At 65.5% G+C, this 23,084-nt stretch carries 21 protein-coding genes and 1 tRNA gene; 9 read left to right on the top strand and 13 right to left on the bottom strand.

Annotated features, from left to right (window positions below):
* Nucleotides 1-2: 2 nt before the first annotated feature.
* On the bottom strand, nt 3-830 hold the full coding sequence (locus tag MTX35_RS00415; protein WP_243593080.1) for a hypothetical protein: 828 nt from the start codon (nt 828-830) through the stop codon (nt 3-5).
* A gap of 76 nt (nt 831-906) precedes the next feature.
* Between MTX35_RS00415 and MTX35_RS00410 the strand changes: the two genes are divergently transcribed.
* The 3 genes from MTX35_RS00410 to MTX35_RS00400 are packed head-to-tail and all read left to right on the top strand — an operon-like array spanning nt 907 to nt 3,390.
* Entirely contained in the window at nt 907-1,716 is an 810-nt protein-coding gene (locus MTX35_RS00410; RefSeq protein ID WP_243593588.1) for a DUF3097 domain-containing protein, read from the top strand.
* Nucleotides 1,717-1,770: 54 nt separating this feature from the next.
* Nucleotides 1,771-2,202, top strand: a complete 432-nt coding sequence (locus MTX35_RS00405) for an NfeD family protein (RefSeq protein WP_243593079.1) — start codon at nt 1,771-1,773, stop codon at nt 2,200-2,202.
* Nucleotides 2,203-2,205: 3 nt separating this feature from the next.
* The gene (locus MTX35_RS00400) at nt 2,206-3,390 is read left to right on the top strand and encodes an SPFH domain-containing protein (RefSeq protein ID WP_243593078.1); all 1,185 of its coding nucleotides are present in this window, start codon (nt 2,206-2,208) and stop codon (nt 3,388-3,390) included.
* On the opposite strand, the gene MTX35_RS00395 is transcribed toward MTX35_RS00400, so the two are convergent.
* The 3 genes from MTX35_RS00395 to MTX35_RS00385 are packed head-to-tail and all read right to left on the bottom strand — an operon-like array spanning nt 3,391 to nt 5,245.
* Entirely contained in the window at nt 3,391-3,900 is a 510-nt protein-coding gene (locus MTX35_RS00395) for a hypothetical protein (protein WP_243593077.1), read from the bottom strand. It lies immediately after the preceding gene.
* Nucleotides 3,897-4,496 (bottom strand): SatD family protein, encoded by a 600-nt coding sequence (locus MTX35_RS00390; protein WP_243593076.1) that lies wholly within the window; start codon nt 4,494-4,496, stop codon nt 3,897-3,899. The genes MTX35_RS00395 and MTX35_RS00390 overlap by 4 nt, the downstream gene beginning before the upstream one ends.
* A gap of 59 nt (nt 4,497-4,555) precedes the next feature.
* Complete coding sequence (locus MTX35_RS00385; RefSeq protein ID WP_243593075.1) at nt 4,556-5,245, bottom strand: TVP38/TMEM64 family protein; 690 nt, start codon at nt 5,243-5,245, stop codon at nt 4,556-4,558.
* A 169-nt stretch (nt 5,246-5,414) separates the two neighbouring features.
* On the opposite strand from MTX35_RS00385, the gene MTX35_RS00380 reads away from it, so the two are divergent.
* Genes MTX35_RS00380 through meaB form a run of 3 tightly spaced genes read left to right on the top strand, consistent with a single transcriptional unit; the run spans nt 5,415 to nt 10,569 of the window.
* Nucleotides 5,415-7,301, top strand: a complete 1,887-nt coding sequence (locus tag MTX35_RS00380; protein WP_243593074.1) for a methylmalonyl-CoA mutase family protein — start codon at nt 5,415-5,417, stop codon at nt 7,299-7,301.
* A complete protein-coding gene (gene scpA, locus MTX35_RS00375; RefSeq protein WP_243593073.1) occupies nt 7,298-9,568 on the top strand; it encodes a methylmalonyl-CoA mutase in 2,271 nt (756 codons plus the stop codon). Before MTX35_RS00380 ends, scpA begins: the two co-directional genes overlap by 4 nt.
* A 2-nt stretch (nt 9,569-9,570) precedes the next feature.
* Nucleotides 9,571-10,569, top strand: coding sequence for a methylmalonyl Co-A mutase-associated GTPase MeaB (gene meaB, locus MTX35_RS00370; RefSeq protein WP_243593072.1), 999 nt, complete (start codon nt 9,571-9,573; stop codon nt 10,567-10,569).
* Here meaB and MTX35_RS00365 read toward each other — a convergent pair.
* Both MTX35_RS00365 and MTX35_RS00360 read right to left on the bottom strand, forming a co-directional pair.
* Nucleotides 10,546-11,622 carry a nucleoside hydrolase gene (locus MTX35_RS00365; RefSeq protein ID WP_243593071.1) on the bottom strand — a complete coding sequence of 359 codons (1,077 nt, stop codon included), beginning with the start codon at nt 11,620-11,622 and terminating at the stop codon, nt 10,546-10,548. The two genes, meaB and MTX35_RS00365, sit on opposite strands and share 24 nt — an antisense overlap.
* On the bottom strand, nt 11,619-12,089 hold the full coding sequence (locus MTX35_RS00360) for an OsmC family protein (protein ID WP_243593070.1): 471 nt from the start codon (nt 12,087-12,089) through the stop codon (nt 11,619-11,621). The genes MTX35_RS00365 and MTX35_RS00360 overlap by 4 nt, the downstream gene beginning before the upstream one ends.
* A gap of 204 nt (nt 12,090-12,293) precedes the next feature.
* Here MTX35_RS00360 and proP point away from each other — a divergent pair, with 204 nt between their 5' ends.
* Nucleotides 12,294-13,799, top strand: a complete 1,506-nt coding sequence (gene proP / locus MTX35_RS00355; protein ID WP_243593069.1) for a glycine betaine/L-proline transporter ProP — start codon at nt 12,294-12,296, stop codon at nt 13,797-13,799.
* 13 nt (nt 13,800-13,812) lie between these two features.
* Here proP and MTX35_RS00350 read toward each other — a convergent pair whose 3' ends face one another.
* The 4 genes from MTX35_RS00350 to MTX35_RS00335 all read right to left on the bottom strand — a co-directional run bounded on the left by MTX35_RS00350 (nt 13,813) and on the right by MTX35_RS00335 (nt 18,406).
* The gene (locus MTX35_RS00350; protein ID WP_243593068.1) at nt 13,813-15,069 is read right to left on the bottom strand and encodes a trans-acting enoyl reductase family protein; all 1,257 of its coding nucleotides are present in this window, start codon (nt 15,067-15,069) and stop codon (nt 13,813-13,815) included.
* A gap of 44 nt (nt 15,070-15,113) precedes the next feature.
* The gene (locus MTX35_RS00345; RefSeq protein WP_037189336.1) at nt 15,114-16,610 is read right to left on the bottom strand and encodes a glutamate-cysteine ligase family protein; all 1,497 of its coding nucleotides are present in this window, start codon (nt 16,608-16,610) and stop codon (nt 15,114-15,116) included.
* 105 nt (nt 16,611-16,715) lie between these two features.
* Nucleotides 16,716-18,176 carry an SDR family NAD(P)-dependent oxidoreductase gene (locus MTX35_RS00340; protein WP_243593067.1) on the bottom strand — a complete coding sequence of 487 codons (1,461 nt, stop codon included), beginning with the start codon at nt 18,174-18,176 and terminating at the stop codon, nt 16,716-16,718.
* A 144-nt stretch (nt 18,177-18,320) separates the two neighbouring features.
* A tRNA-Leu gene (locus tag MTX35_RS00335) sits at nt 18,321-18,406 on the bottom strand.
* A 177-nt stretch (nt 18,407-18,583) separates the two neighbouring features.
* Here MTX35_RS00335 and MTX35_RS00330 point away from each other — a divergent pair.
* Together MTX35_RS00330 and MTX35_RS00325 are read left to right on the top strand one after the other, a co-directional pair.
* Nucleotides 18,584-19,942 (top strand): M20/M25/M40 family metallo-hydrolase, encoded by a 1,359-nt coding sequence (locus tag MTX35_RS00330; protein WP_243593587.1) that lies wholly within the window; start codon nt 18,584-18,586, stop codon nt 19,940-19,942.
* A gap of 16 nt (nt 19,943-19,958) precedes the next feature.
* The gene (locus MTX35_RS00325; RefSeq protein ID WP_243593066.1) at nt 19,959-20,486 is read left to right on the top strand and encodes a YbhB/YbcL family Raf kinase inhibitor-like protein; all 528 of its coding nucleotides are present in this window, start codon (nt 19,959-19,961) and stop codon (nt 20,484-20,486) included.
* Nucleotides 20,487-20,531: 45 nt separating this feature from the next.
* Here MTX35_RS00325 and MTX35_RS00320 read toward each other — a convergent pair whose 3' ends face one another.
* The 3 genes from MTX35_RS00320 to MTX35_RS00310 all read right to left on the bottom strand — a co-directional run bounded on the left by MTX35_RS00320 (nt 20,532) and on the right by MTX35_RS00310 (nt 23,008).
* Nucleotides 20,532-21,602 carry a quinone-dependent dihydroorotate dehydrogenase gene (locus MTX35_RS00320; RefSeq protein ID WP_243593586.1) on the bottom strand — a complete coding sequence of 357 codons (1,071 nt, stop codon included), beginning with the start codon at nt 21,600-21,602 and terminating at the stop codon, nt 20,532-20,534.
* Between the two features lie 77 nt (nt 21,603-21,679).
* Entirely contained in the window at nt 21,680-21,901 is a 222-nt protein-coding gene (locus MTX35_RS00315; protein WP_032377864.1) for a DUF5703 family protein, read from the bottom strand.
* Between the two features lie 81 nt (nt 21,902-21,982).
* Nucleotides 21,983-23,008 (bottom strand): YncE family protein, encoded by a 1,026-nt coding sequence (locus tag MTX35_RS00310; RefSeq protein ID WP_243593065.1) that lies wholly within the window; start codon nt 23,006-23,008, stop codon nt 21,983-21,985.
* Nucleotides 23,009-23,084 lie beyond the last annotated feature (76 nt).

The raw sequence follows: 23,084 nt of genomic DNA, 5'->3' as shown, positions 1-23,084 counted from the left end.
TGTCAGGCAGAATGCATAGCTGCTTCGATGCTGGTCGCGACAGCGATGGTGCGCGCGGTACGCACTGCAGCCCAGAGCGGTCGAACAAGTTCTTCACGTGCTGCGGTTGCGGACGCGGTCGGTGCCTCCGTCGGAGCCGATCCCGCTGCGACCGTCAGAATGGCGGCGACCCGATCCGCGGATTCGAGGACGCGGAACGCCCTGTCGGACATCTCAGCCGGGTAGCGATGCCGTGCCGCGTCGGCGATCAAAGCGGCGATACGGGTGCGCGGATCGACGTCGAGGGTTCGGGTGGGCAGCGACTGCATCTGCGCGAGAGCGTCCGCCGCGCCCCGCACGGCTTCCCGCATCTCGTACTCTGCCTCGCCCAACCCCTGATCCCGATGACCGTGTTCGGGGACGACGATCGAATACACGGTCCAGCGCAGCACGTCCGGTCCCTCCACGACGGGTACCAATCCGATTCCGGCGTTGCCCGAGGTTCCGATCACCACCGCCTGACCGGCGTCGAGGGCAGCTCGCGAGAAGTCGGTGCCGGCGGGGAGGCCACTCACCGCACCGGGGGCAGGCAGAACCAGCTTGACCCGATCGTCCCCGATGGCGGGCGTGGACGCCGTTGCGGCCGCCCTGATCGCGTGCAGCAAGCCCGCGATTCCCTCGTCGTAGCCGGGATGTTGCAGCCCGAAAACGGTTGCCGCCTCCGCATCACCCGCACCCACGAGATGCATCGGTGCCCACTCGGACAAGGCGTCGATGACGTCGTCCGGTGAGCTGGCACCGGCCAGCCAGGAACTGGCCCACAGGGCAAGACTTGCACTCGAAGAACACACGACTCACGAGCATAGGTCGGCGTGGCGAACCGTGCTCGGGACGCCGGTGTCGCTAGCGTTGACCGCCGTGAACGACATGTACGGCGGAGACATTCTCAAAGGGCACAGTCGCATGCGCAAGGTTCCGGCACCGGAAGTTCCGGCCGAACGCGGACTGGTGGTCGAAGACGCCGGAACCGGCTATTGCGGTGCGGTGGTCGGCTTCGAGCGCACCTACGACGGAGACTTCGTCCGACTCGAGGACGGTGCCCGGACGACGCGGCTGTTCGCTCTGCGCGAGGCAGCATTCCTGATCGACGGGCGTCGGGTCACCCTCGTTCGGCCCAAGCCTGCCCCTGCGGTGCCGCAACAGACGCGGTCCGCCTCCGGTTCGACCAAAGTCGAGGGCCTACGTGCCCGAACGGCACGCGCCAGCCGCATCTGGGTCGAGGGTGTGCACGACGCGGCCCTGGTGGAAAGCGTGTGGGGACACGACCTTCGGGTGGAGGGCGTGGTCGTCGAGCATCTGGAGGGTCTGGACAATCTCGGGGAACGGTTGGCGGATTTCGGTCCCGGACCCGGCCGTCGCGTCGGCGTCCTGGTGGACCATCTGGTGACCGGGTCCAAGGAGTCGAAGTTGACGAGGTCGCTCGGCGAGCACGTGCTCGTCACCGGTCATCCGTTCATCGACGTCTGGGAAGCGGTCAAGCCTGCTGCTGTCGGTATCGATGCCTGGCCGACGATTCCGCGGGGTGAGGACTGGAAGACCGGAATCTGTCGAGAGCTGGGGTGGGGGAGTCCGCGAGAGGGGTGGCGTCGGGTGTATTCGTCGGTGTCGAGCTTCCGTGATCTCGAAGCACCACTGATCGGGGCCGTCGAACAATTGGTCGACTTCGTGACCGAGTAGGGCTGTGTCCAGCAACGCACCGGCAATTGTCCGATTCGTGCTTGGATGGAGGCTGTGGCAGCGATCATTTGGCTCATAGCGGCAGTGGTACTCGCCGGTGCCGAGGCACTGACGGGCGACTTCTTTCTTCTGATGATCGCCGGCGGCGCGCTCGGCACCGCAGGCGTCTCGGCTCTGACCGATTTCCCGGTGTGGGCCGATGCGATCGTCTTCGGCGTCCTGTCGTTGGCGTTGGTGCTCGGTTTGCGCCCGATTTTGTTACGCCGCTTCGCGACTCCGCCCGATACGCCGATGGGGATGGCCGCGCTGACCGGTAAGAATGCGGTCGTGCTGGAACAGATCACTGCCCACCAAGGCCAGATCAAGCTCGGTGGGGAGGTGTGGACCGCTCGCCCACTCGACGAGACCGAGGTCTATGCCCCGGGTACCACCGTGACCGTGATGGAAATAGACGGCGCTACCGCCGTCGTATGGAAGGGACCGTAGCCAGTGGAAGCACTTATCGCACTGGCCGTCATCGTCGCGTTCGTCGCGGTGTTGATGGCCAAGTCCATCTCGATCGTCCCGCAGGCCGAAGCTGCCGTCATCGAGCGACTCGGCCGCTACACCCGCACCGTGTCCGGACAGCTCACGTTCCTCGTGCCGTTCGTCGACCGCATCCGCGCCAAGGTCGACCTGCGTGAGCGGGTCGTGTCGTTTCCGCCGCAGCCGGTGATCACCAAGGACAACCTGACCGTGTCCATCGACACCGTCGTCTACTTTCAGGTGACCAACCCGCAATCGGCCGTGTACGAGATCAACAACTACATCGTCGGCGTCGAGCAGCTGACCACCACCACTCTGCGTAACGTCGTCGGCGGAATGACGTTGGAAGAGACCCTCACCTCGCGCGACTCGATCAACGGACAACTTCGCATCGTGCTGGACGAGGCGACCGGACGCTGGGGCCTGCGCGTGGCCCGAGTCGAGCTCAAGAGCATCGATCCGCCGCCCTCCATCCAGGAGTCGATGGAGAAGCAGATGAAGGCCGATCGCGAGAAGCGAGCGACCATCCTCACCGCCGAAGGTCATCGTGAATCGGCGATCAAGACGGCCGAGGGCGACAAGCAGAGTCGAATTCTTGCAGCCGAGGGTGGCAAGCAGGCATCCATTCTCACCGCCGAGGGTGAGCGGCAGTCGCGCATCCTGCGGGCACAGGGTGATCGAGCTGCGAAGTACCTCGAAGCTCAGGGCCAGGCCAAGGCCATCGAGAAGGTGTTCGGTGCCATCAAGGCCGGTAAGCCGACACCGGAGTTGCTGGCCTACCAGTACATGCAGACGCTGCCGCAGATGGCGCAGGGCGATGCGAACAAGGTGTGGATGATTCCGAGCGATTTCGGCGATGCGCTCAAGGGCTTCGCCAAGACACTCGGTGCGCCCGGCGAGGACGGTGTGTTCCGGTACGAGCCCAACGAATCGGCCGGCAACGAGCCCAAGCCGGAGGACGACTCGGACGAGGTTGCCGAGTGGTTCGAGACCAAGACGGATCCGGCGGTCGCCGAGGCGGTCAAGGCTGCAGAAGCGGTGGCGCGCAAGCCGGTCGACACGTCGTTGGCGTCCGCACCCGAGCTATCGAAGGGTTTCGACGTCGGTGCCCTGTCGGCGTCACCGGAGGCAGAGCCGGAACAGCGCTGATCACGTGATCAGCGCGGTGCCTACTCCGGCTGCGGCGAGCGCCCACAGGACGCTGGCGAAGGTTCCGATGATGAATTGTTCGGAGGCATGTGATTCGCGCAGTTCGGGATAACGCGCAAGTCCCTTGACTGCCAGTACGACGGCGATGCCTTCCGGCCAGCCGGCGAGGATCGACACTGCAACGGCCACGCGTTCGAGAACGCCGATCGTCAATCCACCACGTAGCGGCTCTACCGGATCACCTCCGGTGGAGTCGCTACGTCGTCGTGCGACTCGGAACACCGTCGGTACCGATGCCGTCCCTCCCGCGGCTGCAGCGACAACGCTGAGGACGACTCCGACGGCATGCCCGAGACCGTAGGCCGGCCCGGCCATGGTTGCCAGGATTGCGGCTGCGGCGAGCAGGCTCGACGCGACCGCGGTGGGCAGCCACCGGCGGACGCCGTCTGCGGTGGGGACGGTAGCGGCAACTGCAGACAGTGCGAGCAGGACGAGGGTGGCGACGATCATGACCGGTGGCTTCCTGTTCCGTCGGCTGTCTCGAGCAGTCGGGTGGCCAGGGTGCGGCCTGCGCTCTCGATGTGCCAGCCCGCGACCGAGAGTCGTTGTGACATCGCTTGTTTGCTGATCTTCAATTGTTCGGCGGCCTCGGTCTGCGTCAGCCCGCGCTCCATCAGTGCAACTGCTTCTCGCCCCTGGTCCGATCGTCGATTGACGAGGAGGGCAACCAGGGTCGAAGCGGTCTCCGCATCCTCGGCGGCCGCGGATTCGGGGCCGCTGACCGCGAGTGCGGCAGGGGCATTCTTGGCTCTGGTCACAGCATCTCGGGCGGCTTCGAACGCCGGTCCGCGACCTGCCCGCGTTGTTTCCGGTAGCGGGAGTTCCACGGACCCGATACCGATTCCCACGCTCCAGTGCGGGGTGGCGACCAGTTCGAGAGCTATCGAGACCACGGTGGCTGCGTCCTCGCAGACGGCTTGTACTTCGTCGCCTGCGGTGCGATCGAAGGGGCGAACCAGCTGGTGTGCGCGATAGTGCTCGAGCAGGTCGGGTACGCGATCGATATCGCGTCGGCTGCGGCGTTGATCCACGGTCAGCACGAACATGAGACAAGGCTAGAACATTGATTTGACGTAGTCAAGCTTCATAACTTGATTCCTGGTAGTCAAGGTTCCGACGTTGTCGGCCCGCTCACGGATACGGGCGCGGATCGCGCGCTACGCGACAGACGCCAATCCACCACCAAACCGCTCAGACCGACGGCGATGCAGACCGCAGACAGAACCAACAGTGCTGGATGCGTCTCGCCTCCGATCGCTCCGCCGATCACGACGATTCCGAGGGTGCCGGGCAGCATTCCGACGGCGGTGGCGAGGGTGAACGGACCGGGACGAACCGCCGACACGCCGCAGGCGTAGTTCACCAGCGAGAACGGCACCGGGGCGATCAGGCGCAGGGAGCCGACAGCCAGCCAACCGCGTCGGCGCAGGCTGTCGTCGATCGAATCGAGGGCCGAATGCGACATCCGCGCTGCCACAGCATCCCGACCGATCGCGCGAACCAGCAGCAGGGCCAGAATCGCGCTGACCGTCGAGGCTCCGATCGTCACCGCCAGACCGGTCAGCGGCCCGAACAGCACTCCTGCACTGAGCGTGAACAGGGTCCTCGGGACCGGGGCAACGGTCACGATCGCGTGCACGCAGAAGAACACGAGCGGGAACGCCGGGCCGACGGAGGTGCCCCAATCACGAATCTGCTCGACACTCGGATGGGGCGCGAACACGGCCACCAGAGCGAACACGACGATCACCGCCAACAGCGCGATCAGTCGGAGGTCGCGCAGGTGCCGGGTCACGAGAGGTCAGCGTACCGGCGCGAGGTGACAGACTCGGTTTCACCGAGTCGGAGGGCCGAGCCGCACGACCGAACGTGAGGTGATCCTCACGATAGCCTGCAAGGAGCTGGGGTTAGCATCACTTCAAGTCGGGTGCAGGACTACCCGCCGAACCGAGGGAGCAGCACACGTGTCCATCGCGTCGCACGAAGATGCCGCACGCAGCGCTCATGCGGCCTGGCAGAAGGCAGTGGCCGGTGTTCTGGCCAAATCCCGTCGGGTCGAGGTGGCCGATCTGCCCGCCGATGCCGAGCATCTTCTCGATTCCACGACGTACGACGACATCACGGTGTCCCCGTTGTACACCGCGTTCGACGAGCGACCGGAAGGTCCGCTGCCCGGGCAGTTTCCCTACCTGCGGGGCCGCGACCCGCATCGCGACGTCAACGCCGGTTGGAAGGTGTGCACCCGCCACGGCTCGCTCGGTGATGCAGCCGATGACGCGTCGACGCTCAATACCCAGATACTCGATTCCCTCTCCAACGGCACCAGTGCCCTGTGGTTGACGGTCGGCGGCGGTGGCGTCGATCCGACTGCTCTGCCGGAGGTACTGCGTGGGGTGTTTCTCGAGCTCGCACCGCTCACGCTCGATGCGCGCGCGGATGTTCGCGCAGCGGCCACCGCGGTGTTCGGGGTGCTCGATTCGGCCGATATCGACGATCGCGCCGCGGTCGATGTCCGGCTCGGCGTGTCCACACTCACAGCGGGGTTGGGCGCAGCCGAGTCGATCGAGTTGGCCGAGGCGCTCGAGTTGGTTCGCGAGTCGATCGGCCGCGCCGAGACGGTTCGTACGATCACGGTCGAGGGCACCGTGTTCCACAATCTCGGTGGCGGTGACGCGCAGGAGATCGGCGCGGCGATCGCCGCAGGCCTCGAGTACCTCCGGTCCATGACCGACGCCGGTATCGACATCTCGGATGCGCTCCGACAGATCGAGTTCCGGTTCGCCGCCACCGACGATCAGTTCCAGACCATCGCGAAGTTCAGGGCCGCTCGCACGCTGTGGGCGCGGATCGCGCAGGTGTGCGGGGCGCCCGACGCCGGTGATGCTCCTCAGCATGCGGTGACCTCGGAAGCGATGATGTCGCAGCGGGATCCATGGGTGAACATGCTCCGGACCACCCTGGCGTCGTTCGGTGCGGGAGTGGGCGGTGCCGACTCGGTGACCGTGCTGCCGTTCGACGCGGCACTGGGCGGCGGCGCAGCCGGCGTGTCGAAGACGTTCGCGGCCCGCATCGCCAGGAACACCCAGCTGTTGCTGCTCGAAGAAGCGCATCTCGGGCGGGTTCTGGATCCCGGTGCCGGGTCCTGGTACATCGAGGAGCTGACGTCGGCGGTCGCCGCGAAGGCCTGGGAGTTCTTCCAGACCATCGAAGCGTCGGGCGGATTCCGGGCCGCCGTCGACGACGGTTCGCTCGTGGCCGCGATCGAGAAGACCCGCGCCGAACGCGATTCCGACGTCGCGCACCGACTGACCCCGCTGACCGGCGTCAACGAATTTCCCAACCTGGCCGAGGCTGCACTGAGCCCCGAACAAACCGCGCAGCAGGGCCCGGCAACGGTGTATCGGTACGGACGGGCATTCGAGACGCTGCGAGACCGTTCGGATGCCTTTCTGGCCGAGCACGATTCTCGCCCCGCAGTGCTACTGGTCCCGCTGGGCAGCGTCGCCGAACACAACGTCCGAACGACGTTCGCGTCGAACCTGTTGGCGTCGGGCGGAATCGAGGCCGTCAATCCCGGCCCGCTGACCGTCGACGGTATCGCCGGATCGGTCGAGACGTCCGGAGCTCGGATAGCCGTCGTGTGCGGCACCGACAAGCGATACGCCGACGAGGCCGCCACTGCCGTGGACGCGCTCCGGGCCGCAGGCGTCACGCAGGTTCTGCTCGCCGGCCCCGAGAAGATCTTCGCCGGCATCGAGGGAACCTCGCGTCCCGATGGATTCCTCACCGCGAAGGTCGACGCCGTCGCCGTGCTGACCGAACTTCTCGACACCCTGGGAGCCTCGAAGTGACGACCGACGAGAACCGAACCTCACACACCATCGGCAGTTTCGCCGACGTGCCCCTGGTCGATCCCGACGAGCCGACGCCGACGCCGCCGTCGGCCGAGGACGTCGCCGCCCATGTGCAGCAGGGTGCGAAGGCCAACTTCTACACCCCCGAGCAGGTGGTGTGGTCCACCCCGGAGGGCATCGACGTCAAGCCGGTGTTCACCGAGGCCGATCGCGCGGCCGCCGAGGCCGAGGGCTACCCGCTGCACAGCTACCCGGGTGCCCCGCCGTTCCTCCGCGGGCCGTACCCCACGATGTACGTCAATCAGCCGTGGACGATCCGCCAGTACGCCGGCTTCTCCACCGCAGCCGAGTCCAACGCCTTCTATCGCCGGAACCTCGCGGCCGGCCAGAAAGGCCTGTCGGTTGCGTTCGACCTGGCCACTCACCGCGGGTACGACTCCGATCATCCGCGCGTGCAGGGCGACGTCGGAATGGCCGGAGTCGCCATCGATTCCATCTACGACATGCGGCAACTGTTCGACGGCATCGACCTGGGCAGCGTCTCGGTCTCGATGACCATGAACGGTGCGGTGCTGCCGATCCTGGCGCTGTACGTCGCGGCCGCCGAGGAGCAGGGCGTCGGGCCGGAGAAACTCGCCGGCACCATTCAGAACGACATTCTCAAAGAGTTCATGGTGCGCAACACCTACATCTATCCACCGAAGCCGTCGATGCGCATCATCTCGGACATCTTCGCGTACACCAGCGAAAAGATGCCCAAGTACAACTCGATCTCCATCTCCGGCTACCACATCCAAGAGGCCGGTGCCACAGCCGATCTCGAGCTTGCCTACACCCTCGCGGACGGTGTCGAGTACATCCGGGCCGGTCTGGATGCGGGCATGGACATCGACACGTTCGCGCCGCGTCTGTCGTTCTTCTGGGCCATCGGAATGAACTTCTTCATGGAGGTCGCCAAGCTGCGGGCCGGACGCCTGCTGTGGGCCGAGCTCGTCCAGCAATTCGAGCCCACGAGCGCCAAATCCCGTTCCCTGCGCACTCATTCGCAGACGTCGGGTTGGTCCCTGACGGCACAGGACGTGTTCAACAACGTCGCGCGTACCTGTGTGGAGGCGATGGCGGCCACCCAGGGCCACACCCAGTCGTTGCACACCAACGCCCTGGACGAGGCACTTGCTCTGCCGACGGACTTCTCGGCGCGCATCGCTCGAAACACTCAGCTGCTCATCGCTCAGGAATCGAACACCGTTCGACCGATCGACCCGTGGGGCGGCTCGCACTACGTCGAGTGGCTCACCCATCAGCTCGCGAATCGAGCTCGCGCACACATCGCCGAGGTCGAAGAAGCAGGGGGTATGGCTCAGGCCATCGGCGAGGGCATTCCCAAGCTGCGCATCGAGGAGGCGGCGGCCCGCACCCAAGCGCGCATCGACTCCGGCCGTCAGCCCCTGGTGGGCGTCAACAAGTACGTGCCCGACGAGCCCGACACCATCGAGGTGCTCAAGGTCGAGAACTCCAAGGTTCGGCGTGAGCAGATCGAGAAGCTCGAACGACTGCGGGCCGAGCGGGACACCGCCGAGGTCGAGGCCGCGCTTGCCAACCTGACCAGAGCTGCAGCCTCGGATCAGCCGGGGATGGAGAACAACCTACTGGCTCTGGCCATCGACGCGGCGCGCAAGATGGCCACCGTCGGCGAGATCTCCGATGCACTCGAGAAGGTCTACGGGCGCCATCAGGCCGAAATCCGGACAATCAGTGGTGTGTACCGCGACGAGGCAGGCAAATCCGAGAACATCACCCGCGCCACCACGTTGGTCGAGCAGTTCGCCGAGGACGAGGGCCGTCGGCCTCGTGTCCTGGTGTGCAAGATGGGGCAGGACGGGCACGACCGAGGCCAGAAGGTCATCGCAACGGCGTTCGCGGACATCGGCTTCGACGTCGACGTCGGCCCGCTGTTCCAGACCCCTGAGGAGGTGGCCCGCCAGGCCGCCGACAACGACGTGCACGTCGTGGGAGTGTCGTCGCTGGCGGCAGGCCATCTGACGCTGGTGCCCGCCTTGCGGCAGGCCTTGGCCGACGTCGGGCGCGAGGACATCATGATCGTCGTCGGTGGCGTCATCCCGCCCGGCGATTTCGACGAGCTCTACGCGGCGGGTGCCGCGGCGATCTTCCCTCCGGGCACCGTCATCGCCGACGCGGCGATCGGCCTGGTGGAGAAGCTGTCCGTTGCGCTCGGGCATGCACCGCGCGAGGCCAACGCCTGAATATGAACTCTCCGAACAAAGGCCGCGTCATCGACATCGATGCGGTGGCCGAGTCGGTCCGAGCGAACGAACGATCCGGGCTGGCGCGTGCCATCACCCTGGTCGAGTCCACCCGCTCGGATCATCGCGATCTGGCGCAGCAGTTGCTCCTTCGGGTGTTGCCCGATGCAGGCGGCTCCCATCGGGTCGGCATCACCGGAGTGCCGGGCGTCGGCAAGTCGACGTTCATCGACGCGCTGGGGATGCGGTTGATCGAGAAGGGGCACCGAGTCGCGGTGCTTGCGGTCGATCCGTCGTCGACGCGTACCGGTGGTTCCATCCTGGGAGACAAGACCCGGATGTCGCGTCTGGCGGTGCAGAAGAACGCGTACATCCGGCCGTCTCCGACGTCGGGAACTCTGGGCGGAGTCGCACGTGCGACGCGAGAGACCATCGTCTTGCTCGAAGCAGCAGGCTTCGACGTCATTCTGGTGGAGACGGTGGGCGTCGGGCAGTCCGAGGTGACGGTCGCGAACATGGTGGACTGTTTCACGTTCCTCACGCTGGCGCGGACCGGAGATCAGTTGCAGGGCATCAAGAAGGGCGTTCTCGAGCTCGCAGATCTGGTCGCAGTCAACAAGGCCGACGGCAAGCACGCGACCGACGCGAAGAACGCAGCGCGGGAGTTGGCGGGAGCACTGCGGCTGATCTACCCGCACGACGCGATCTGGAAGCCCCCGGTGTTGACGATGAGTGCCATCGAGGGCACCGGACTCGACGAGTACTGGGACACCGTCCTTCGGCACCAGCAAGTACTCAGCGACGCAGGCGAATTCGCAGAGAAGCGTCGCAAGCAGCAGGTCGATTGGACGTGGACCATGGTCAACGATCAACTGCTGCGCAGGCTGGCGCAGAATCCATCCGTCAAGGCCATTCGCGGCGACGTCGAAGCTCGTGTGCGCGACGGTTCGCTGACCGCCGCGCTCGCCGCTCAGAAACTACTCGACGCGTTCGATTCCTGAATCTGCTTGGGCTGCCGGCGTCGCGGGGTAGAGCCGGGCGGCGAGCGCTCCGACCCGTTCGATCAGCCGGTCGAAGAATGCCTCCGGATCGGTGTGCGTGGCGATCGCGGCGTTGGGGGCCTTGCCCCACATGCCGCGCCAGTCCGCGACGGTCGTTCCCCGCGTGAGGGTTCCGAGCAGTTCGACGTCGACGGTCGCATGACGGTAGGTGGCGATATCGGTATCCAACGCGACAGCTGCCGCGAAGGGATCGTGCATGTGTGCCAGGAATCCCTGATCGTGATCGCTATGGAATTCCATGTAGAACCGCACCGCGTCGGAGAAATGCCGCACGATCGGGTTCGACGCGATCGATCGAACACCCGGTGCGTCGTCGGGCGAGATCACCTCGGATGGAAGGCTTTCCGCTCGCGCGGCCAAACGACGGATGTGTTCGGGGGTCATCTCGATGGTCTCGGTGATGTCGAGCGCGCAGACGATGGGGTGCTGTTCCGGCGATAGTCCGGAGAAGGCCGCGAACACTTCTGCGGCTGCCTCGGGGTCCACGGCGATGTTCCATTCGCTGGTCGGTGTCGTGTTGCCCTGGTGTTGAAAGGCTCCGCCCATCAACACCAGTCGCTTCAGCAGTCGAGGTAGCTCGGGGTCGCGGCGAATTGCCAGCGCGAGATTGGTCAGCGGACCGGTCACGAGCCCGGTGATCTCGCCCGGACGGGAACGAACCAGCTCCACCCACATCGTGGTGGCGTCGCGGTCGGAGAGCGGCCGCGACGACACCGGAAGCTCCGCGTACCCGATGCCCTGCGGCCCGTGGGTGTCCTCGGTGGTCATCAGCGGTGCCACGAGCGGCACCTGCGCACCGAGCGAGACCTCGACATCGCCCGCGCGGCACAGGTCCAGCCAGGCGAGATTGTTCGCGGCCACCTGGTTCACCGGAACATTGCCCGCGGTGGATGCGATGCCGAGTATCTCGGCATCCTCGCTGGCCAGCAGATACAGCAAGGCAAGAGAATCGTCGATTCCGGTGTCCACGTCGACGATCAAGGGGACAGTCACGACGCCACCTCCGTCGTCGGGGTGTGCCGCACCGGGAAGTAGACCGATCGCGCGATGAAGCACTTCGACGACGCGGACGCGTGCAGTTTCTCGGCGCGCGGCACCATCGACGGGTCCACGACGGTCACGACCGGAGCCAGGGTGACCTCGACGAACTGACCCGAACCGTCGGATTGCTCGGTCATCACTCCGGTGGGGGAGTCGGTGTAGTCGGTGACGACCACTCCCGATGCAGCGGCGAGCCCGAGGTACCACAGCATGTGGCAACTGGACAGCGAGGCGACGAGCATCTCCTCGGGATTCCAGCGTTCGGGATTGCCGCGAAAGCTCGGATCGGAGCTCGCGTGGAGGTCGGGTTTCCCTGGTGCCGAGACGATGTGATCGCGGTCGTAGGCTGCGGCACCGGTGGTACCGGCGCCGCGGTTGCCCGTCCAGTTCAGCGTGAGTCCGTAGTTGTGGTTCGGCACGGGTCCATCGTGCCAGTACCCAGCCGTCCGGTGACAATCCGCCGCGGAAGCAGCTGTCCGAATCGACTGGAATGCCTCGATTGCCAAGGCGGTGTGGCACATTCGTCGTCGCACCTGTTCACCTGGGCATTCGTGGAGGTGTGTGCATCGATCTGCACCGATGTCGTTTGAAAACCGATCATTCGCCTGGCTAACGTTGAACGAATGACATCATCGCCCAGTCTCGAATCCAGCCGAGAACAGGCCACGTGGGGACGCCGCCACGTCCAGCATCTTCGACGCGACGCGTCCTCGAAACGAATGCGCACGAAGCCGGCGCTCTCGGAGGAGAGCATCACTGTGGTCGATCAGCCGATGCTCAAGCGTGCCGTCTCGGCAGCTGCGCTCGGCAACACGATGGAGTGGTTCGACTTCGGTGTGTACGGCTACCTGGCCGCGACTCTGGGCAAGGTGTTCTACCCCGACGCAACCCCGGCGGTGCAGCTCATCTCGACGTTCGCCACGTTCGCGGCAGCGTTCGTCGTTCGTCCGCTCGGAGGTCTGTTCTTCGGACCGCTCGGGGACCGAATCGGGCGGCAGAAGGTGTTGGCCGCTACCATGATCATGATGGCGATCGGCACGCTTGCCGTCGGCCTCATCCCCAGTTACGCGACCATCGGTATCTGGGCACCGATTCTTCTTCTCGTCGCACGCTTGGTCCAAGGATTCTCGACCGGCGGCGAGTACGGCGGTGCCACCACGTTCATCGCCGAGTACTCCCCGGACAAGCGTCGCGGGTTTCTCGGTAGCTGGCTCGACTTCGGTACCTTCGTCGGCTACGCCATGGGCTCGGGCCTGGTGACGATCCTCAACGCGGTGTTGGGCGACGCCACCATGGTCGAATGGGGCTGGCGCATACCGTTCTTCGTCGCAGGTCCGATGGGTCTGATCGGGCTGTACCTGCGACTCAAGCTGGAAGACACGCCCGCGTTCCGCAAACAACTCGACGAACACGACAACAAGGTCAAGGCGCAGGAGAGCGGTCGCAGGTCGATCGGAAAAATCTTCACCGATCATTGGCGGGCGCTGTTGATCTGCATGGGAATCGTGTTGCTGTACAACGTGACCAACTACATGGTGACGTCGTATCTACCCACGTACTTCACCGAAGTCGTCGGCCGCAGTCAGCTCAGTGCGGACTTGCTCGTCCTGTCGGCGATGGTCGTCGTGGTGAGCGTCATCGTCGCCGTCGGCAGGCTCACCGACCGAATCGGACGCAAACCGGTGTTCGTCTTCGGTGCCGTCGGGCAGATCGTTCTCGCCGTACCCTGCTTCTTGTTGCTGCGCAGCAGCGGGTGGATGGGGCCGCTGATCGCGTGCCTGCTACTCGGCCTCGTTCTGGCGTGTTTCGCGGCACCGAGCGCATCGACCCTACCGGCCCTATTTCCCACCCGGATTCGCTACGCGGCGCTCTCGATCGGGTTCAATCTGTCGGTATCGATATTCGGAGGGACCACGCCTCTGGTCACCTCCGCGTTGGTCAGCGCAACAGGTAGCCCAATGATCCCTGCGTACTACCTCGTCGTGAGCGGTCTCGTCGGCCTCGTCGCCGTCGGATTTCTGCGCGAGTCGGCCACTCAGCCTCTGGAAGGCTCACCGCCACAGGTCGACTCGACCGAGGAAGCCAAGGAGCTCTACTCCGAGGTCTCCTCGGCCTCCCCGCGGTCGTAACGGCCGCCGTCGATCAGTTTCGCTTGGCCCAGATCTCCATTCCGGCAGCATTGAGACGGTCCACGAGGACGTCGCCGATCGCAGTGGCGGGCGTGAGAACTCCGCTGGCCTTCGGCAAGGCGTCGCCGCCGTGCACGAGCGCGAGTGCCGACTCCGCCAGCATCACTGCGGTGGCCTTGTAGCCGGGGTCGCCCGAAGCCTTGACCCGCGCCCGGTAGCGCGCGCCGGAGGTTGTGAGGGTGTACAGGTCGACCGTGAAATGTCCCTTCTCTCGGGCTTTTTCACTGGGGCCGGTGCCCGGCTTGGGCAGAATGCGGTCGAGCACCTTGGCCGGAAGAACAGTCATCGCGGACACGCCGACGAACAGCCCCGCAGACAGTGCACCGGCAAGGACGGGGCTGGCGAACGACGAACCGACACTCATCACCTCGCTGTAGCGGAACTGCTTTCCGTACGCCCAGTCGCGAAGTGCGTTGGTACGCCGCACGACTCGGGTGTTGTACGAGGCCATCACGAAGGGGGCTTTCCAGCCACGCAGGCTGGGGTCGATCTTCTTGCCGTCGATCAGCACGGTGTCGAGCTGACGGCCGAGTTGCGGCTCGAGGCCGCGATCGGGACTGAGCGAGTAGGGCCGAGCGGCGATGCGTCGGGCCCGCTTGTCCTTCTTCATCGCCTCGATCTGCCCACGAAGCGAGTCGATGGTGCCGCCGCTGACCCCACCGGACATCGACGTGACCACCAGGGTCGTGTCGGTGAGCTCGCCCGCGTTGTCGGCCGTGACGGCCTCGTACAGGGCGTGTACGCCGATGTCGGACGGGATGGAGTCGAAGCCGCACGAATGGACGATGCGGGCCCCGGTGCGCTGAGCGATCTCGTGGTTGGTATCGATACTCTCGCGGGCAAACAGGACCTCGCCCGTGAGGTCGACGTAATCCGTCCCGGCCTCTGCGCATGCCGTTGCCAGTTCCAAGCCGTACTTGGCGTACGGACCGACCGTGGTGATGACGACTCGGGTCGATCGGGCCATGGCCTGCAGCGACGCGACGTCTGTGGCGTCGGCCTCGAGAACGGGCCACCGCTGAGCTCTGGAGCCCAGTTCCTTCCTGGCGGCTTCCACCTTGGACGTCGAGCGCCCTGCGAGAGCGATCCGGGTGTCGGCCGGTGCGTGCTCGGCGAGGTATTTCGCCGTCAATTTCCCGACGAAGCCGGTGACGCCGTAGACGACGATGTCGTGAGTGCGATCGGGGGAGTCGGATGCAGGCGAGTTCATACCAGCGACACTAACGCGGGTCACCCCGGCGAGTCGACGCGCCGTCAGTTCGTCCAGGTGTGCACGGGTTCTCCGGCATTCATGAGGGTGACGTAATCACCGAGCATTCCCGCAAGCGCTCTATCGCGCTTCTCACCGGCGCGTTCGCGGGCGACGACGGCGTTGCGCTGCCACACCGAGCCGGACTGCTTGGCCAGGCACCGCGCTTCGATCACCCCGAGATAGCGGTCGCGGACCGTCGCGTCCACGCCGTAGGCGGCCAGCCCGGCGTCGGCCAGTGGCAGCAGCCGACGCAACACCAGTTCCTGCGGACTCACCCAGCCCACCTCGGGCCAATAGAGCATCGAATCGAACCCGCCGCGGGCCGCAGAGTGCACGTTCTCCTCGGCGGCGTCGAACGACATCTGGGACCACAGCGGGCGGTCTGCATCGGCCAGTGCGCGGACGGTTCCGTAGTAGAACGCCGCGTCGGCGAGAGTGTCGACCACCGACGGACCGGCCGGGAGTACACGATTCTCGAGCCTGATGTGGTGGCCGTCGCCGGACCGATCGTAGATCGGCCGGTTCCACCGGTAGACGGTTCCGTTGTGCATGCGCAGTTCGGACAGCGACGGTGTCTTGCCCTCGGCCAGCGCAGCCTTGGGGTCCTCCTCGCTGCAGACGGGAAGCAACGCAGGGAAGTAGCGCGAATTCTCCTCGAACAGATCGAAGATCGAGGTGATCCAGCGTTCGCCGAACCACACCCGTGGTCTGACTCCCTGATTCTTGAGCTCCTGCGGCCTGGTGTCGGTGGCCTGCTCGAACAACGGAATACGGGTCTCGTGCCACAGCGCGCGACCGGCGAAGAACGGCGAGTTCGCGGCGAGTGCCACCTGTACGCCCGAAAGTGCTTGCGCTGCATTCCAATACGACGCGAACTCGTCCGGAGCCACCTGGAGGTGCAGCTGAACCGACGTGCAGGCCGCCTCGGGCAGGATCGTGTCGGTCACGATGTCGAGGTCCTCGGCCGCAGCGGCACCGGGCAGCCGAACTCCGCCGATCTTCAGTTCGATGTCCTCGCCGCGAGCGGCGAAGATCTGTTGGTTGAGGAGGTCGTAGCGCGGATTCGCCGAGAGCCACCGGTGCTCGAAGTGCTCCTCGTCCAGAGTCGGGAGCATGCCGATCATGGCGAGACGACTACCCGAGGTGCGGGCGCGTTCGTCCGCTGCATTCAGCGATCTGCGCAGGTCCGTCTCCAACTCGGCGATCGAGGCACCGCGCAGTGGCCGAGGGTCGACGTTGATCTCGATGTTGAACTGGCCGAGCTCGGTTTGATAGTCGGGGTCGGCGATGGCGTCGAGCACCGCCGCGTTGGCCATGGACGGCTCCATGTCGTCGTCGACGAGATTGAGCTCGATTTCCATGCCGATCTGGGGTTCACCGACGTGGAAGGTCTCGTCGGCCAACATGACCGCCAGGGCATCGAGACAGTCCTGGACCTTCTGGCGGAACTCGTGCCGGTCCTGCCTGGTGAACTTACGGCGCTCGACGTCCTCGCCCATGGTGACCGCCTATCGGTGCGTGAAGAAGGGCCGTTCGCTCACGCGCAACGACTTCGAGTTACGAGTATCGCAGTCCGCGTTCACCGAGGGGGACGCACGCGAAAATCACCAGGGCGACGGCTGGTAGTCCTTGAGGAAGGAGCCGTACAGATCGTTTCCGAGCTCTCCCTGCACGATCGGGTCGTACACCCGGGCGGCACCGTCCACCAGGTCGAGTGGAGCGTGGAAACCTTCGTCGGCGAGCCGCATCTTGGTGGGGTGCGGTCGTTCGTCGGTGATCCAGCCGGTGTCGACGGCGGTCATCAGGATTCCGCTCTCGAGCATCTCCTTCGCGCTGGTGCGCGTCAGCATGTTCAGCGCGGCCTTGGCCATGTTGGTGTGGGGATGCCCCGGCCCCTTGTAGGCGCGGCCGAATTGGCCCTCCATGGCCGAGACGTTCACGACGTACTTGCGTCGTGCCTCCGAGGCCTCCATCGCGGTACGTAGCCGTGAGACCAGGATGAAGGGTGCGACGGAATTGCAGAGCTGGACCTCGAGCAGTTCCACCGGGTCGACCTGCTCGACGGTGTGGATCCAGCTGTTGGTCTCGGCGAGATCTGGTACCAGACCCCCGGCATCGATGGCGAGACCGCTCTCGATCCTCTCGGCCGTCACTGAGCCGGCGACCATCGCCAGCGAGGCCACGTCGTCGGCGCTCAGGGCAGCGGCCGGTCTGCCGCCGATCGCGGTGGCGGGCAACGAACTCGCCAGCGAGGCGGGGTGCGCATCGCTGGTCTTGCCGAACGTGATGCGCTCCGGCCCTGCGCCCTCGGTCAAGGCCGCGGGCAGCGGTTCGGCTTCCGCATCGGCCAGTGCGCTGTAGGAACCGGGGGAGCGCTTGACGGTCTGTGCGGCGTTGTTGATCAGGATGTCCAGAGGTCCCTCGGCCGCGACGGAATCGGCAAGGGCCACAACCTGAGCCGGATCGCGAAGATCGATACCGACGACGCGCAGACGGTGCAGCCACTGATCGCTGTCGTCCATCGCGGCGAAGCGACGTACGGCATCGTTGGGGAAGCGAGTGGTGATCGTGGTGTGAGCACCGTCGCGGAGCAGTCGAAGTGCGATGTACATGCCGATCTTCGCGCGCCCACCGGTCAGCAGCGCCCGCCGACCGGACAGGTCGGTGCGAGCGTTGCGCTTGCCGCGATTGAGCGTCGCACACTCGGGGCACAGCTGGTGATAGAACGAGTCGACGTGGGTGTACCGCTGCTTGCAGATGTAGCAGGGGCGGGCCTTGATCAGCGTGCCTGCGATGTCTCCCTCGGCGCGGGAGGTGAGGGAGAGGCCTGCGGTCTCGTCGTCGATCCGGTCCGGGGATCCTGTTGCGGTGGCGGCGACGACGGCACGGTCGGCCGCGTTGACGGCGTTGCGCGCCGCGACGCGTCGAGCACGCTTGAGATCTTTGAACATGGCACCGGACGCGCGCTGCACGGCGATCGAATCCGGATGGTTCTTGTCCAGCTCTGCGGCCTGCTGCAGCACGCGCAGGCACGTCTCGAGATCGGTGGGGTCGATCGCGTCCATCGTCAGTCTCCTAGCGTCGGCCCGGTCGAGCCGAAAGAGCGAGTGCAGAACGAAAAAGACCCCGATTCCGAAGAATCAGGGTCCGTTTCGTCTGTCTCAACTCAGATCTGTGAAAATCTTTGTCTGTCTGTATCTTTCAGACGGTGTCCGAGGGGGGACTTGAACCCCCACGTCCGTTAATAGGACACTAGCACCTCAAGCTAGCGCGTCTGCCATTCCGCCACTCGGACAAGTGCGACCGCTGTCGCATATTCTTTTGTTGCTTTCACAGCCGGCCGCTGTGTGCTGCGTAAGATTATCCGACGGGTTCCCGATAACCCAAATCCCCACGTCAGTTCATGCTCGGGGCCGTTTCTCATGGTGCCCGGAGTGGATTCTGGTGGTAGGAACGACGTGTGCCCAACGATGTGAGCAATCCCGGAAACACAACCGATGTCGACGCCACCGTTGCCCTCGACGAAGTCGTGGATCTCGTCAGTTCCCTCATCCGGTTCGACACCTCGAACACGGGTGAGCTCGACACCACGGTCGGCGAGAAGGAATGTGCCGAGTGGGTGGCGAGCAAGCTCGAGGAGGTGGGGTACGAGACGGAGTACGTCGAGTCCGGTGCCCCCGGACGCGGCAACGTGTTCGCGTGGCTGCGCGGAGCGGACTCCTCGCGCGGCGCGCTGCTGGTCCACGGACACCTGGACGTCGTGCCTGCGGAACCTGCCGACTGGAGCGTGCATCCGTTCTCCGGAGCCGTCGAGGACGGGTACGTGTGGGGCCGCGGTGCCGTGGACATGAAGGACATGGTCGGCATGGCCCTCTCGCTGGCCCGGCAGTTCAAGTCCACCGGAACCGTGCCACCTCGCGACATCCTGTTCGCGTTCCTGGCCGACGAGGAAGCGGGTGGCAAGTACGGATCGCACTGGCTGGTCGACAATCGACCCGATCTCTTCGAGGGTGTCACCGAGGCGGTCGGCGAGGTCGGCGGGTTCTCGCTCACCGTCGCTCGCCCGGACGGCACCGAGAAGCGGCTGTACATGGTGGAAACCGCCGAGAAGAGCCTGGCGTGGATGCGGCTGACCGCGAAGGCTCGGGCCGGGCACGGATCGTTCCTGCACGACGACAACGCCGTGACGTACCTGGCCGAGGCAGTGGCCAAACTGGGCAATCACACCTTCCCGCTGGTGCTCACCGAATCGGTCTCGCAGTTTCTGCAGGCGGTCTCGGAGGAATCGGGTCTCGATTTCGATCCGACGTCACCGGACATCGACGGCACCCTGCTCAAACTCGGCAGCATCGCCCGCATCGTCGGCGCAACCCTGCGCGACACGGCGAACCCCACGATGCTCTCGGCCGGCTACAAGGCCAACGTGATTCCGCAGACCGCGACTGCCGTGGTGGATTGCCGCGTGCTGCCCGGACGGCAGGCGGCATTCGAGAAGGAGGTCGACGAGTTGATCGGCCCGAATGTCGAACGCGAGTGGATCACGAAGCTCGAACCGTACGAGACGACGTTCGACGGGGATCTCGTCGATGCGATGAACGACGCCGTCCTCGCGCACGACCCCAACGGCCGTACCGTGCCGTACATGCTGTCCGGCGGCACCGACGCAAAAGCGTTCGCGCGCATCGGCATTCGCTGCTTCGGGTTCGCTCCACTGAAGCTTCCGCCGGAACTCGATTTCGCCGCGTTGTTTCACGGCATCGACGAACGAGTACCCGTGGAGTCGTTGGAGTTCGGTACACAGGTACTCGAACACTTCTTGCTGCACAGCTGATACGAAAGGAACCATCGTGGCGTACAACCCATACGACTCGCTTCCGGACCTCCCGACCTTCGAGTTGACGTCCGAGGATGTCGAGGACGGCAAGACCCTGAAGGACCAGCAGGTCAGCGGAATCATGGGAGCCGGTGGACACGACAACTCCCCGCAGCTGTCCTGGTCCGGATTCCCCGAGGGCACCAAGAGTTTCGCCGTCACCGTCTACGACCCCGACGCGCCGACGGCATCCGGCTTCTGGCACTGGGCAGTGGCCAACATCCCTGTCGGAACGACGTCGCTGGTATCGGGAGCCGGCGACGACGGCGGAACCGGAGTTCCCAGCACCGCGGTGACACTGAAGAACGACGCCGGTCTGTTCCGCTACATCGGTGCAGCCCCGCCCGCAGGTCACGGACCGCACCGGTACTTCATCGCCGTTCACGCGGTGGACGTCGAGCGACTGGAAGTCGACGAGACGGCCACCCCGGCCTACCTCGGCTTCAATCTGTTCTCGCACGCCATCGGTCGTGCGGTCCTCACCGGCATCTACGAGGCCTGAGCTCGATCGTCGGGTGTCGGAAGATTCGTTTCGACACCCGACGGTTCAGGGCCTGTTCGCCGAGCCCACCGCCTCGGCGATCGTGGCGAACCCGTGTTTCTCGAGCCGAGCAGCCAGTCCCCGGTGAATGCCCTTGATCCACAGCGGGCCGCCGTAGATGAACCCCGTATAGCCCTGCACCAGAGAAGCTCCCGCAGTGATTCGCTCCCAAGCTTGCGCCTCGGTCTCGATTCCCCCGACGGAAATCAACGTCAGCTGGGTGCCCACTCGGCGGTAGAGACGCCGCAGCACCTCCAGCGATCGCTCTGCCAGCGGAGCTCCCGACAGGCCTCCAGCTCCCATTCCGGCAACCAGTTCCGCATCGCTGCGCAGGTCCGCGCGCGAGATCGTCGTATTGGTGGCCACGATGCCGTCGAGGCCGAGTTCGACGGCCAGGTCGGCCACCGCGTCGATGTCCTCGTCGGAGAGGTCGGGGGCGATCTTGACCAATACCGGCACTGTGACAACCGACTGAACCGCCACCAGGATCGGCCGCAGCGATTCGACGGCCTGAAGGTCACGCAGACCCGGAGTGTTGGGGGAGCTCACGTTGACGACCACGAAGTCCGCCAACGGGCCCAGAAGCCGCGCGCTGGCCGTGTAATCCGCCGCAGCGTCGGCCGGCTCCACGATCTTGGTCTTGCCGATGTTGGCACCGATCGGGATGCGCGTGCGCCGGCCGCGCAATCGGTCCGCAGCGTGTTCGGCACCGTGATTGTTGAAGCCCATGCGGTTGACGATGGCGCGGTCGAGAGGCAACCGGAACAGTCGAGGCGTGGGGTTACCGGGCTGGCTCTGCGCCGTCACCGTGCCGATCTCGGCGAAACCGAATCCGATGGGCTCCCAGGCGTCGATGCCGTCTGCATTCTTGTCGAAGCCGGCCGCAAGACCGAGGGGAGCGGGAAAGTCGACGCCGAACACCGTCGAGCGCAGTCGCGGATCATCGACCACGAACGCCTTCTCGGCCAGAAAACGCAGCGGTGGCGCGACGGCCACGGCGCGGAGCACCCCGAATGCGAGGTGGTGAATCTTCTCCGGTGGCACGAGGAACATCAAGCGCAGCAAGGCGCGGTACAGACGGTCTCCCACGTTCTTCTTTCCGATCGATCCGGCTCGGTCCAACATCCTGCGGTGGAACAGTACTGCCGTCGGGCTCAGATTCCGGGCTCCGGGATGTGATGCGCGGTCTTCTTGCGCTTGAGCAGCACGCGTCTGCTGCCGTCGGTGTAGAGGCGAACCCGCGACAGTTCCCAGCCGCCGAACTCGGCTTGAATCGCCAGCCGCATCGACGCGGTCACCCTGGTCACGTCAGGGGGCAACCTCAGCGGCACGTATTCCCAGTCGTCGGAAGGCGACACTTCCCATCCGACGGGCATCTTCGCTCGACCAGGAGTCGAACTGTCGTGTGTGCTCACGTGTCTCCTTCGTCACCAGAGTCGTTGTGGCAGAACCCCAGCTCAACGACCCGCAGCGGGGATGCGCTGCAGGCCGTCACCGGTTGCCGATCCCACGTACAGGTCGCCGGTGTCGGCGTCGACGGCCACCGAATTGGGCTGCTGCACTGTGGCCAACCGCTCGGCTTCGACAGGAATTCCGGTGTCGAGTGTGTACCCGACCACCTCGTTGAGGGCCGGCAACGTCACCCATGCGATACCGGACTGCTCATCGTAGGTGATCGCCCACGGCTGTGCGCCGACCGGAAAGCGTTGCCGCATCAGCAGATCGTGCGAGGTGAATACGAGCAGCTCGGTTCCGGTCGAGTCGGTGACCAGTAGACGGCCGAATTCGTCGCTGGTCATCTCCGCGGCACCTTCGCCCGCACGCAGGGCCACGCCGAGGGTGCCGTCGTCCAGGTTCAGATCGGTCACCGATGTCTGTCGACGGTCGAGGACCGAGACGCCTTTCGGTGTACTGGCCAGTGCGTCGGCCGAGGTCAGGCTGCCGCCGGAGACCGTGGCGGTGACCTGGCCGTTCGTATCGAGCACGCGGACCGTTCCGCTGTCGTCGCCGACGGCCGTCGTGCCGTCGGGCAGGTCTGCTGCGGACAGCGCGTCGGCGTCGACGGTCATATCGGTGCGGCGACCGTCCGCCACGCCGATCCTCGCGACGGCACCGTCCATCGGAACGAGCACTGTCGAGTCCCGCCCGGCGACGAGTTGCGCTCCCGTCGAGCCCAGGTCGACCACACGGGCCTCGGCCGTGGCTTCGTCGCGGACGAGAGTCACGGTTGTCGATGCGTCGGTCAGCGCCACCAGGGTGCGGGTGACGGGGTCGAAGGTGAGGGCGTCCACCGGGGCGAACGCGCTGACGGTTCCGGCGGGGGTCACGGTCGCCTCGGGGGACTCGGCAGGCGGTCGGGGTTCGACGGAGATGTCGTCCGCGTTCTCGTCGTCGCTGGAACACCCGCCGACCGACAGGACTGTGACGACGGCGAGCGCGGACGCGACTGCCGCGCGAATCGAACGAGCCGACGGTGTTCGCATGAGGCCGAACCTACTTCCTCGAGAAGATGCTGCCTGTGGAGGCGCTGCCACATCTGTACCAGCGTGCGGCGATCTC

This window comes from Rhodococcus sp. ARC_M12, assembly GCF_022810385.1.
Classification (GTDB): Bacteria; Actinomycetota; Actinomycetes; order Mycobacteriales; family Mycobacteriaceae; genus Rhodococcoides; species Rhodococcoides navarretei.
This window is presented reverse-complemented; position numbering and strand designations above follow the sequence as displayed.